Raw genomic sequence first — 11,812 nt, 5'->3', positions numbered from 1 at the left:
GTCTGCGCGCGCGCGCAGCGATCTGGGAGCACTGTCGACGCGGCCGGCCGCGATCGACGACGCCGGTGCGATCGGGCGCATCGCCGGACAGCAGGTGTGGTCCGATGCCCAGACGTCCGCTGCGCCCGGCGCCCTCGACGCGGACACCGGTACGCTACTCGTCTGCGACGACACCCGTTCGATCGCAGGACAATCCGTCTTCGCACGCCTGTCCGAAGCTGACGCGAACGCGAAAGAGACGCCGTCGCCCATGCCCGTCGTCGACATCCCGACAACACCGCCGACCGTGACCGAGCAGGGCTACGAAATCGGGGAGGAACATCCGGGTATCCACGAGTCGGACGCGCTGTTCGAGGCCCGCGCCGCACTGGAATTGGGAGCTCTCGAGCTCACGTTCGGTCGCATGACGAATGGACAGTTGGCCGGATACCGACTGCTTGCCGAAGCCACAGTGCCCTTCGTCGACGGCGAAAAGTTCGTCGACGCAGCCGAATACACCGAGACCAACGCCGCGTTCCACGACTACCTGTTCGGCCTCACGGGAAACGATCACCTGCTCGCCGCCTACTCGGCCCTCGGTGTGAAAGGTCGAATGGGTGAGGTCTTACGCAACGCCACGTGGTGCCACCCGCTGTGCGCACAGGACCATCTCGACATCGTCGAGGCGTTCACTTCCGGTGACCGCAACCGTGCACGCAGTCTGATCTCCGCGCACGCCGATCGATCAAAGCAGACGATGCGTCGCGCCATGGCTGACGAACTGACGCGCCGTCGACCCCGTTTCGTCAGTCCCGGCCGATTCGCAGGCAAGGTCGTCGTCGTGACCGGCGCCGCTCAGGGCATCGGCGAGCACACCGCACGACGCATCGGGGCCGAGGGAGGCGCGCTGGTGTGCGCCGACCGTGCCGAGGTCGTCCACGACGTCGCGTCGTCCCTGGAAGACGACGGGGTGCGCGCGGTTGGTGCCGTCGCCGACATGGAGACCTACGACGGCGCACGTGCCGCGATCAGCTGCGCGATCGGCACTTTCGGACGCGTCGACGTGTTGATCAACAACGTCGGCGGTGCCATCAATTTCAAACCGTTCACGGAGTTCGACGACGCCGAAATCCGCGCCGAGATCGACCGCTCACTGATGACGACGCTGTTCGCCTGCCGGGCCGCGCTGCCGCCGATGGTCGAGGCCGGACAGGGAGTCATCGTGAACGTGTCGTCCGCTGCCACCCGAGGGATACACCGCATCCCCTACTCCGCTGCCAAGGGCGGCGTCAATGCGATCACGGCATCACTGGCGATGGAGTACGCCGAGTACGGAATCCGCGTGACCGCAACAGCTCCCGGCGGAACACAGGCGCCACCACGACGGATATCGCGCGGTACACCGCAACCCCGCAACGACGTCGAGCAGCGGTGGTTCGACGCCCATATCGAACAGACCGAGGAGTCGTCGCTGATGAAGCGGTACGGCACGCTCGACGAACAGGTCGCCGCGATCTGCTTCCTCGCGTCCGACGAGGCGTCGTACATCACCGGTTCCGTACTCCCCGTTGCGGGCGGTGACCAGGGGTAGACATCGACGTTCCGCCATGGCGGCCGCAGCGTCGCGAATAGGATGAACCGGTGATCATCGAGGCCAGGTGTGTCGGCCGTGATCGGGAGATCGCCGCCATCCTCGACCGTGCCGCGGCGTCGGCCGACTCGGTTGACGGTCGACGCCGCGTGGTCGTGCTCGGTGCCGCGGGAACGGGAAACAGCACGGTCCTGCGCGAAACGCTCAGGCGCGCTGCGGAGCAAGGGCTGTCTCTACGGATCGTCGACGACGCTGACCTGCTCAGCGGCGACGAGTTGGCGACTGCGATGAGCGGCGACACCGACGGGTTTGTCGCGCTCGCTGCGACCACCCGCACACCCGCAATCGACGCGCTCCTCGCCGATACGTTGCAGCTCAACGGAATCGATCGTGCAGCTGTCGACATTCTCGCGTCGGCGCGTGGGCTTGCCATCCATCCGAGCGTGGTCGACAGTCTCCTCGCACATACAGCGGGAAATCCACGAGCGATGCTTGCACTGTTCGACGAGTTACCCAGTGCCGCATGGACTCAGGCCGATGTCGCCCTCCCCGCACCTCGGAAAGTCCGAGACGATGTCGCGCGGGTTCTCGCAGAACAGCACGACGACACAAGGCGTCTCGTCGAGGCCGTCTGCATCCTCGACGATTCGGAACCGATGGGTACCGCATTGGAGTTGGCCGACTGCGCCGATCCGCTCTCGGCGATCGACAACGCACTCAACAGTGGACTCCTCGTCGCACCGTTCGCACTCACGCCCTCCACCACACGCCCTCGACCCGCAGATCCCATGACCCGTGCCGCGGTGGTCGAGCTGATGGGGCTGCGCGGCGTCGCCGACATGCACCGTCGCGCTGCGGAATTGACGTCCGATCCCGCACAGCAGCTTGGTCATCGAATCGCCGCGACGCCCGCCGCAGACCCTGCACTGGCAGATGACGTCGCCTCGATGGCCGAATCCCTCGGTACCGACGGCGCATGGGCGCAGGCGGCCGAACTCTTCCGCCACGCAGGACGATTGACTTCCGACCCGATCCTGCGTGACGAACGGATCACGCTGTCGGTCGACGCACTGCTCGCCGCAGGCGACTGCATCGCAGCGGGTTCCCTCGTCCCGTCGGTGGAGATTCTTCGCGAGACGCCGCTTCGTGACGCCACTCTCGCGTATCTGGCCATCCTGCGTGGCCGCTCCACCGAAGCACAGGTCCGGCTCGAGCGTGCATGGAGCATCGTCAACCTCGAGCGCGAGCCAGAGGTCGCGGCGGTGATAGCACAACGGTGGGTCCTCCACGACCTGGTACGTTGCCGCGGAACAGAACTCGTCGAATGGTCGGACAGAGCCATCTCGATGGCAGGCGACACATCACCCGCGGGGATTGAGGCCGCGAGCATCCGCGGGCTGGGGCTTGCCTGGTCGGGACGACCTGACCTGGCGCTCGCCTCCTACGAGTCGCTCTCCGCGCATGTGCGGTTCGGAGCGCAGGCACAGCGGGTCACGATGGGCCACGGTTGGCTGAGGTTAGGGCTCGGCGACGTCGTCACCGCACGAAGCCTCCTGGAAAGCGCAGTGTCGATGGCAGCGCTCGGCGGATCCACCCGGATCTCACTGTGGTCTCACGGTTGGCTTGCGCGCGTGCACTTTTCCACCGGGGATTGGGATTCCGCGCTGCGCGTCGTCGAGGAAGGTAGGCGTCTTTCCAGGACGAGCGGCATACATCTGGTCACCGGATTGCTCACGTGGACTGCCGCACAGATTCATTCGCTTCGCGGAGACTGGCAGTCAGCGGACGCCGACCTCAACGAGGCGACAGCGCTCGCGGGCGACTACGAGATCATCCGCGTTCCTCAGATGCTGACCAGGGCGCATCTCGCCGAAGCCAAGGCCGACTACGCCGGTGTGATCCGCGCACTCGAGCCGTTGCGACAGTTGGCAGCCCACACGCCTGCACTCGTCGAGCCCGGCTGGTGGCCGTGGGTCGACGTGCTTGCAAATGCGTTGGTGCTCAGCGGTCGTCACGACGCCGCAGACGATTTGCTCACTCCACACGAGACACTCGCGGCGCAGCGTGGTCACCATCCGGCACAAGCCCGCTTGGGCTATGCACGGGGCCGCTACCTCGGCGCCATCGGCGACATCCACGGAGCGCGAGCCGCTTTCGAGGAGGCACTTCGGCTTGTCGAAGGTCTTCCCCTGCGTTACGACTCCGCGCGAATCAACTTCGCATACGGCCAGACCCTGCGCCGCTCCGGCAAGCGACGGGAGGCCGACACCGTGATGGGAACCGCTCGCGAGATCTTCGCGTCGCTCGGCGCCGTCACATACGTCGAGCGGTGCGACCGCGAGTTGAAGGCCGGCGGGCTCCACACCTCCCGCACCGACAGCAGCGACGTCGTACTCACTCCGCAGGAGGAGTCGGTGGCAGCACTGGTCGCGCGCGGGTTGTCGAATCGGGAAGTCGCTGCCGAGCTCTACATCTCACCAAAGACCGTGCAGTATCACCTCACCCGCACCTACGCGAAACTCGGCATCCGATCCCGCGCCGAGCTTGCCGCGCTGAGGCGGTAGGCGCGGCGCGGCGCCGGGCGCGGCGTGCAGAAAGTAGGGGAAAGAACCCTTCCCCCAGATCCCGACGCCTCCCCGCGAAACAACACGCGGAAACGCCCGAAACCCGCGGAAGAGTTTGGGGTCGCGTCCGCACCCCGCGCGCAGAAAGTAGGGGAAGGAAACTTTCCCCTAGCTCCATAGCCTTCCCCGCGAAACAACACGCGGAAACACCCAAAACCCGCGGAAGAGCACGCAGCCCCAGACCCCGGACCTCGACCTCCCGAAGAATCTACGCCGACGTCGACGCCCGCAGCGGCGCGCCGGTCTTCGCTTCGACGTCGGAGAATTCGACGCCGGGCGCGAGCTCGACGACGTCGAATCCCTCTGCCGCAACGTCGAATACGCCCAGATCGGTGATGACCCGGCTCACCACGGAGCGGCCGGTCAGCGGAAGTGAGCATGCGGCGACGAGCTTCGGGTCGCCCTTCTTGGTGACGTGTTCCATGAGCACAATGACCTGGCCGGCGCCGTTGACGAGGTCCATCGCGCCGCCGATGCCCTTGACCATCGCGCCGGGGACCATCCAGTTGGCCAGGTCGCCGTTCATCGCGACCTGCATGCCGCCGAGTACTGTGACATCGACATGACCGCCGCGGATCATTGCGAAGCTGGTGGCCGAATCGAAGAACGACGCGCCCGGCAGCGTCGATACGGTTTGTTTGCCCGCGTTGATGAGATCCGGATCGACGTCCTCGTCGTAGGGAAACGGGCCGACGCCGAGGATGCCGTTCTCTGCGTGCAGCGTGATCCCCGAGTCGTCGGGCATCTGGTCGGGAATCAGCGTCGGAAGTCCGATGCCGAGGTTGACGTAGTCGCCGGGTCTCAGCTCTTGTGCTGCGCGCGCGGCCATTTCGTTACGAGTCCAGGTCATGATGCCACCTCTGCTGCGCCGACTGCCACGGGATGCGGCCGGGTTGTCCGATGTTCGATTCCCTTGTCCTCCGCCTGCTGCGGCGTCAGTTCGACGACCCGCTGCACAAAGATTCCGGGCAGGTGTACCTCGTCGGGGTCGAGTTCACCGACTTCGACGACGCGCTCTGCCTCGACGATCGTGATGCGTCCGGCCATCGCGGCAGGTGGATTGAAATTCCGTGCGGCAGCGTGGAAACAGCAGTTGCCCGCAGTGTCGACGACGGCCGCGCGGATCAGTGCGTAGTCGGTGACGATCGATTCCTCGAGCACCATCTGCCGCCCGTGGAATGTCCGCACCTCCTTCGGAGCCGACGCGAGTGCGACCGAGCCGTCGGAGTTGTATCGCCACGGCAGACCGCCCTCCTCGACGGGAGTGCCCACCCCGGTCGGCGTGTAGAAGGCGCCGATTCCGCTGCCGCCGGCCCGCATTCGCTCGGCGAGCGTGCCCTGCGGTGTGAGTTCGACGGTCACCTCGCCCGCGAGGAACTGGCGGCCGAACTCCTTGTTCTCGCCGATGTACGACGCGATCACCTTGTCGATGCGCCGCGCCTCGAGCAGCAGGCCCAATCCCGCACCGTCGACGCCGCAGTTGTTGGACACGATGGTCAGTCCACTCGCTCCCTGCGTCAGCAGGGCGTCGATGAGGAACTTGGGAATGCCGGAGAGTCCGAAACCTCCGACTGCGAGGCTTGCGCCGTCGGGGATGTCGGCGACGGCGCTGACCGCCGACTCGGCCACTTTGCTGTGCCGTGCAGACGAATTGACGTTGGTCATGAGTGCTCCAGATGCTCGAGGAGGAGAGGTGTGATCTCTTGTGGCTGTTGCGCATTGGCGAGGTGGGCCGCGTGTCCGACGACTTCCAGCCGACCGTCGGGCACCGCGTCGACGATCTCGACGAGACGATCGGGCGGCGTCGCGGGATCATCGGTGCCTGCGATCGCGAGCGTCGACGCCTTGATGGCCCCGAGTTCGGCGCGCACATCCGCGGTGGCGAGCGCCTCGCAGCAGGCTGCGTATCCCTCCGCCGGGGTGCCGGCGATCATCGCGCGATACCACGCGACCGTGTCCATATTACGTTCGTCGGCAAGGTATTCCGCGGTGAACCAACGTGTGAGAATCGCATCGGCGATCGCCCTCGTACCGTCGGCGCGCACTGTGGCCGCACGATCGAGCCATGGCTGCGGAGGCGCGAAACATGCTGCGGTGCACAGGAGCGCAAGAGCGTCGACCCGCTCGGGGTTGCGAATCGCCACCCGCATCGCGGTCAGTCCGCCGAGGGAGAGTCCGACGACGTGGGCCGATGCGATGTCGAATCGATCGAGCACACCGACGAGGTCGTCGGCGAGGTCGTCGATCGTGTAGGGACCCACGGGCACCGGCGAATCACCATGTCCGCGAGTGTCATAGCGCACCACTCGGAACCGTTGCTCGAGCGCCGGGAGTTGCGCGTCCCACATTCGATGAGTGGAGCCAAGGGAATTCGACAGCACCACGAACGGCGCATCGGGGCGGCCTGTGACGTGCGCACTGACCTCGACCGCGCTCATCGGGTTGCCTCGAAGATCGCAGCGATCCCCTGTCCGCCACCGATGCACATGGTCTCGAGAACGTACCGAGCGTCACGACGGCGCGCCTCGTACGCGGCGGTCGCAAGGATTCGACCTCCCGTTGCACCGATGGGATGTCCGAGCGAGATGCCGGATCCGTTGGGGTTCAGGCGATCATCCTCGGCGTCGACCTTCCACTCAGCGAGCACCGCGAGTACCTGGGCGGCGAATGCCTCATTCAGTTCGATGAGGTCGATGTCGTCGAGGGTGAGGTCGGCGCGGTCGAGCGCTGCTGCGGTGGCGCCGACGGGTCCGAGACCCATTGTCTCCGGGGCACATCCGCTGACCGCCCAGGATCGCAGGCTGAGCATCGGATCGAGGCCTCGACGTTCCGCTTCTGACCGTGTCGTGACAATGCACATCGCTGCGCCGTCGTTCTGACCCGAGGCGTTTCCTGCGGTGACCGTGGACTCAGCGTCGATGCGCTGGCGCACCGGGCGAAGTCCTGCAAGCGATTCCACGCTTGCGTCCGCGCGGGGATGTTCATCGCGATCGACGATCGTATCCGGTTTGCCGCGTCGACCTGGCACGGTGACGGCGACGAGTTCGTCGTCGAATCGTCCCTCCCGTTGGGCGGCGACGGCCCGATGATGCGATCGGACGGCCAACTCATCCTGCTCGTCGCGTCCGATCCGGTACTCACGACGCAGGTTCTCCGCGGTCTCGATCATTCCGCCAGGTACCGGATGCGACTCGCCCCCAGCCGTCAGACGCCCGCGTTCGAGCCGGTCCATCGGTTCGACGCCGCCTGCGCGGACGCCGGTGCGTAGTCCGAGCGCGTAGTGCTCGACGTTCGACATCGATTCCGCACCACCGGCGATCACCAGGTTCGCCCCTCCGGTCGCGACCTGCGCCGCACCGTTGAGTATCGCCTGCAATCCCGAGCCGCAGCGTCGGTCGACCTGCATGCCCGGCACCCCGACTCCCAACCCTGCGTCGAGTGCGGCGATCCTGCCCAGTGCCGGGGCCTCGCCGTTGGAGTAGCCCTGCCCGAGGATCACATCGTCGATGTTGCCCTCGCCCAGACCGGTCCGCGTCGTGAGTTCGCGCAGTAGCTCTGTCGCGAGGTCGGCGACCGACAGCGGCGCGAAGACACCTCCCATGCGTCCGACCGGGGTGCGCAGCGGGGAGCAGATCACGACATCTGTGGGGGCGTTCATGGATTCAACCCTAGGAACTGGCAGCGATATTGAGAAGTATCCATTTGGGATCTATTAAGATTTCAGGAATATTAATAACGCCAGAGATATCCATACTGAGGGGAGCCCCGATGGAGCTGCGCCACCTTCGCTACTTCCGCGCGGTCGCGGAGGAGCTGCACTTCGGGCGCGCCGCCGAGCGACTGCACATCGCGCAGCCGCCGCTGTCTCAACAGATCCGTCAGCTCGAGAACGAGCTGGGCTTCCCGCTCCTCATCCGCACCACCCGCACCGTGGAACTCACGCCTGCCGGGCAGGCATATCTCGAACGGACTGTCGCCATCCTCGACGCCGTCGACCATGCGGGAACGCACGCCCGACGAATCGCCGAGGGCACACAGGGTCGCCTTGCCATCGGGTGCGTCGGATCGGCGACCTATTCGCTGCTCCCCCGCTTCGTCCGGGCGCTTCGCGAAGAGCTCCCCGACGTCGACGTCAGTGTGCGCGGCGAGATGCTCGCGCCCGCACAGATCGCGGCGCTGCTGGCGGGCGACATCGACCTCGCCCTGCTGCGTCCACCGATCACCGCACCCGAGGTCACTGTCACCCCGGTACGGCGCGACCGGTTGCTGGTGGCGCTTCCCGACAGTCACACACAGGCACACCAGCAGCACGTGGCGCTCGCCGATCTACACGACGACGATTTCATCTCCCATGCGGGACAGGGACGTTCGGTGATGCACACCCAACTGGCCGCACTGTGTGCCGCCGCTGGGTTCGTCCCGCAGATCCGACACGAGGTACAGGAGACCTCGACGCTCGTCACGCTTGTGGCAGCGGGCCTCGGCGTCGCCGTCGTGCCCGAGCCGACCGCCGCTCTGGGAATCGCAGGCGTCCGCTACCTACCGATGACGCCCGACGCCGACCCCGTCGATCTTGCGGCGGCCCGACTCGTCACCGCCGACGCCCCGATCGTCGAACGAGCGCTGGACGTCCTCCACGACGTCGCCCACGATCAGTCGGTGTTGCCGAACTGACGGACGTCAGCGGCCGGCCGCCTGCACCCGGGCGCGGATCGCGTCGACGAACACCGTCTGGATGTCGCCGGCGGTTTTGGCCACGTACGACGAGCCGCCGGTCGCCTCGGCAATCTGCTTCAGGGCGTCGGTGTCGGCGTCCTCGGAGATTCCGATGGTGAGCACAAGCACTGGCCGCGCGGGATCCTCGAGCTGCTTGAGCCGCGACAGCAACTGCTGGAGGCTGATGCTGTTCGGGTCCTCGTTCTGCCCATCGGTGAGGATGATGACGCTGTTGGAGTAGTTCGGGTCATAGCTGTCCTGAACCTTCTTGAACGCCGCCAGCGTCGTGTCGTAAAGCCCGGTACCACCACCGAGCTCCGACGGCGCCAGCCCTGCCTTCACCGCTGCACTCAGTTCGTCGCGGTGCGTGCCACCGCCCGATGCCTGAGCGTCGAGCCGACGAATCGGCGAGAGTTCTTTCCAGTCCTGTCCCGGTCCGCCCTTGTCGACGCCGAACGCCCACCCGCCGATCTCGGTGTTGTTGGGGAACAGTTTCAGTCCTGTCAGTGACGCGTCGATCGTCAGCTGCGCACGCGTCTCGCCGCCGTCCTTCTCGGCCATGGACCCCGACGTGTCCTCGACGACGAGTGTGCGGATCGGGACGCCGAGCACCTGCCACTGGCGCAGAGCCTTGTCGACCTGTGACGGGTCCTTGAGTTGCAGCACCGTCAAACCCTTGTTGTCACCGGGCTTTCGGAATCCGGCGTCGGTGACCGACGAAGCGCCGTCGCCGGCGGTGAGCGCATCGGCGAGTTCTTTGGCCGCCGCTGTCGCAGTCTCCGCCCGCGACTCCGGTGCGGTGTTGATGAGCGGATAGTCGAGCATTACGGTGCCGTCCTCGGGGATCGACGACTTGAGCTTCGAACCGGGATGCGTTCGCGTGAACAGGGTGAGTTGCTGCTCAGTGGTGACCACCGGCGTCGTCGACGTGTTGGCCAGATTGAGCCGGGTGCCCTCGTTGTCGTTGACCAGGCGGGCGTTGTTCTGTTGGACCGCAAGCACAGTCATCGCTTCGATGAGGTCGTCGTTGGTGAGCTTGCCCGCGTCGACCTCGGCGAGTGCTCCGACGATCGGCGCGTCGCCGGTGCTGGTGTCGATCGGGTTGCCCGCTCGCAGGCCGTCGAGCTTCATCACGTCGACCCAATTCGACAGCTTTCCGACCTGCGTACCCGCCACCACGACGGGTGTGGCGGCGATCGACGGTGAGACGGTGTCGAGTTGGCGACGCACCTGCGTCGTCACCCGCCTCGCCTGCTGCGTCGAGTCGGGCACCCACAGGTCTGGCGCCTTGTCGCCACTGGTCAGGAGGCCGGGGACGTCGGCGCCCGCCACCGCGGTGACGGTGTAGTCGTAGCAGGAATCCGACGACATCTTCGACGTGGCGTCGGCGACCGCATCTCGGATTGCCGGGTCGGCCGCGATGCTGACCGATGTGCGGTCGCCACAGCCTCCGACGATTCCGGACTTCCAGATCGCGATGCCACCGACGATCGCGACGACGACCAGCAGCGCGGCCGCACTCCACAGCCATAGCCCTCGACGACCGCTGCGCGCCTCACGATGCTCGAATCCGAACCCGTCGCCCGAGCCACCCTTGCGCGTTGACCGACTGCCACGCGGCGTTGTCTGACCGCTCGACGCAGCCAGCCCCGCCGCCGCTTGGCGACCCGAAGCGGGCTGCGCTGCTTGGCGCCCCGAGGCAGGCTGGGTTGTCGGAGACGGGGTTGTTGCGGATGGAGTTGTCGGGGACGCGGCCTGTCGGCGCTGCTGCGCGGGCGGGGGCGTCTTGCCTTGTGACGTCTGGCCCTGTGAAGTCTGGCCCTGCGGCCGCGACGCCTGAGGCCGCGGGGTCTGGGGCCGAGGGGTCTGGGGCCGAGGGGTCTGGGATGCAGGAGGCTGGGATCCAGGAACTTGGGGCCGAGGAGCCTGGCGGCCCGGAACTTGTTGTCGGGGTCCCTGTGGAGGCGGTGTCTGTCGGGGCGGCGGCGATTGTCGCGGAGGCGGTGTCTGTCGCGGCGGCGTTGGTCGCGCGCCTGCACGGGTCGGATTGTCGGAGAAGCCGCCGGTGCCACGAGCGGGTGCGCCGGGTTCGCGACGCCGATCATCCCGGTCGCCGCCGAATTCCTGACCGTCAGAACCCTGACCGTCGGAATCGGAGTCGGAATAGTGCCGCCCCATCGTCGTGCGTCCCCCTGGTGTCATCGGCGCTGCGCGCGCCGAGAAGTATGTCTGCGGTCGACTTCGAGAGCTCTACGCAAAGACCTCGCGGAAGGTGTCCAGCGACTTGGTCAGGTCGCCGGAGACTGCCATCGCGGCCGCTTTTCCTGCGGGCCCGATCAGCGGTAGACCACCCAGATCAACAGTGAAGACTACTGACGAGCCGGTCTCGGTGGGCGATATGGCGAGATCCAGTTTCGCCTTGATGCCACCCTTGCCGTTGCCCTTGAGACGAACCTGGCTCGTCGGGTCGTACGTCTCGACGACCCAGTCGAACCGGATGCGCGTGCCTTTGACCTTGACGACGGACGCGACCTTCGTGCCCTTTGCGAGTTCGCCGGGACCGGGTATCGGTGAACGCCAACCGTCGTGCAGAAGCAGCCACTCCGAGTACCGACTCAGATCCGACGCTGCTGACCAGGTATCTTCCGGGGAAAGATCGACCTCGATGGAGCTGCTCGTCTTAGCCATGGTTCGTCAGCCTAGCGTTACCACCGCCGCGCGTTCGATGCTGGGCCGATTTCTGCGCGGGCACGGTGTGACCATTCGGATCACCGAGGTCGAGGCGTACGCGGGCCCGCTCGATCCGGCCTCGCACGCGTACACACGGACGCCCCGTTCGGAGATCATGTACGGACCGCCGTCGAGGCTGTACGTGTACCGCATCCACGGTCACTTCTGCGCC

The 11,812-nt window shown here is 66.4% G+C and carries 10 protein-coding genes; 4 read left to right on the top strand and 6 right to left on the bottom strand.

The window, feature by feature from the left end; all coding sequences use genetic code 11:
• Together benD and A5777_RS11575 are read left to right on the top strand one after the other, a co-directional pair.
• Window positions 1–1,570, top strand: a 1,570-nt coding sequence (gene benD / locus A5777_RS11580; RefSeq protein WP_156529354.1) for a benzoate diol dehydrogenase BenD, incomplete at its 5' end; no start/stop codon positions are given.
• A 50-nt stretch (window positions 1,571–1,620) separates the two neighbouring features.
• Window positions 1,621–4,134, top strand: a complete 2,514-nt coding sequence (locus tag A5777_RS11575; protein ID WP_064862753.1) for a LuxR C-terminal-related transcriptional regulator — start codon at window positions 1,621–1,623, stop codon at window positions 4,132–4,134.
• Window positions 4,135–4,402: 268 nt separating this feature from the next.
• Here A5777_RS11575 and A5777_RS11570 read toward each other — a convergent pair whose 3' ends face one another.
• From A5777_RS11570 to A5777_RS11555, 4 genes are read right to left on the bottom strand one after another with little or no spacing between them, the layout of a single operon-like run.
• Entirely contained in the window at window positions 4,403–5,044 is a 642-nt protein-coding gene (locus tag A5777_RS11570; protein ID WP_064862752.1) for a 3-oxoacid CoA-transferase subunit B, read from the bottom strand.
• On the bottom strand, window positions 5,041–5,859 hold the full coding sequence (locus A5777_RS11565; protein ID WP_064862751.1) for a CoA transferase subunit A: 819 nt from the start codon (window positions 5,857–5,859) through the stop codon (window positions 5,041–5,043). The genes A5777_RS11570 and A5777_RS11565 overlap by 4 nt, the downstream gene beginning before the upstream one ends.
• Entirely contained in the window at window positions 5,856–6,632 is a 777-nt protein-coding gene (gene pcaD, locus A5777_RS11560) for a 3-oxoadipate enol-lactonase (RefSeq protein WP_064862750.1), read from the bottom strand. Before pcaD ends, A5777_RS11565 begins: the two co-directional genes overlap by 4 nt.
• Window positions 6,629–7,852, bottom strand: coding sequence for an acetyl-CoA C-acetyltransferase (locus A5777_RS11555; protein ID WP_064862749.1), 1,224 nt, complete (start codon window positions 7,850–7,852; stop codon window positions 6,629–6,631). Before A5777_RS11555 ends, pcaD begins: the two co-directional genes overlap by 4 nt.
• A gap of 110 nt (window positions 7,853–7,962) precedes the next feature.
• Here A5777_RS11555 and A5777_RS11550 point away from each other — a divergent pair, with 110 nt between their 5' ends.
• Window positions 7,963–8,868, top strand: coding sequence for a LysR substrate-binding domain-containing protein (locus A5777_RS11550; RefSeq protein ID WP_064862748.1), 906 nt, complete (start codon window positions 7,963–7,965; stop codon window positions 8,866–8,868).
• A gap of 6 nt (window positions 8,869–8,874) precedes the next feature.
• Here A5777_RS11550 and A5777_RS11545 read toward each other — a convergent pair whose 3' ends face one another.
• Both A5777_RS11545 and A5777_RS11540 read right to left on the bottom strand, forming a co-directional pair.
• Window positions 8,875–10,557 (bottom strand): VWA domain-containing protein, encoded by a 1,683-nt coding sequence (locus A5777_RS11545; RefSeq protein ID WP_064862754.1) that lies wholly within the window; start codon window positions 10,555–10,557, stop codon window positions 8,875–8,877.
• A gap of 603 nt (window positions 10,558–11,160) precedes the next feature.
• Window positions 11,161–11,598, bottom strand: coding sequence for a type II toxin-antitoxin system Rv0910 family toxin (locus tag A5777_RS11540; protein ID WP_005209321.1), 438 nt, complete (start codon window positions 11,596–11,598; stop codon window positions 11,161–11,163).
• Between A5777_RS11540 and A5777_RS11535 the strand changes: the two genes are divergently transcribed.
• Window positions 11,576–11,812 (top strand): DNA-3-methyladenine glycosylase (locus tag A5777_RS11535; RefSeq protein ID WP_197502355.1); only part of this gene is annotated, 237 nt, incomplete at its 3' end. The two genes, A5777_RS11540 and A5777_RS11535, sit on opposite strands and share 23 nt — an antisense overlap.

Origin of the sequence: Gordonia sp. 852002-10350_SCH5691597 (assembly GCF_001665715.1) — a bacterium.
Taxonomy (GTDB): Bacteria; Actinomycetota; Actinomycetes; order Mycobacteriales; family Mycobacteriaceae; genus Gordonia; species Gordonia sputi.
Note: the sequence above shows the minus strand (reverse complement) of the source record. Positions and strands in the feature narration are given on the sequence as shown.

What these genes read in the sequence shown, in the direction of transcription:
- A5777_RS11550 (WP_064862748.1), top strand. Translation starts at nt 7,963, where the DNA reads ATGGAGCTGCGCCACCTTCGCTACTTCCGCGCGGTCGCGGAGGAGCTG.
- A5777_RS11565 (WP_064862751.1), bottom strand. Translation starts at nt 5,859, where the DNA reads ATGACCAACGTCAATTCGTCTGCACGGCACAGCAAAGTGGCCGAGTCG.
- A5777_RS11540 (WP_005209321.1), bottom strand. Translation starts at nt 11,598, where the DNA reads ATGGCTAAGACGAGCAGCTCCATCGAGGTCGATCTTTCCCCGGAAGAT.
- pcaD (WP_064862750.1), bottom strand. Translation starts at nt 6,632, where the DNA reads ATGAGCGCGGTCGAGGTCAGTGCGCACGTCACAGGCCGCCCCGATGCG.
- A5777_RS11555 (WP_064862749.1), bottom strand. Translation starts at nt 7,852, where the DNA reads ATGAACGCCCCCACAGATGTCGTGATCTGCTCCCCGCTGCGCACCCCG.
- A5777_RS11570 (WP_064862752.1), bottom strand. Translation starts at nt 5,044, where the DNA reads ATGACCTGGACTCGTAACGAAATGGCCGCGCGCGCAGCACAAGAGCTG.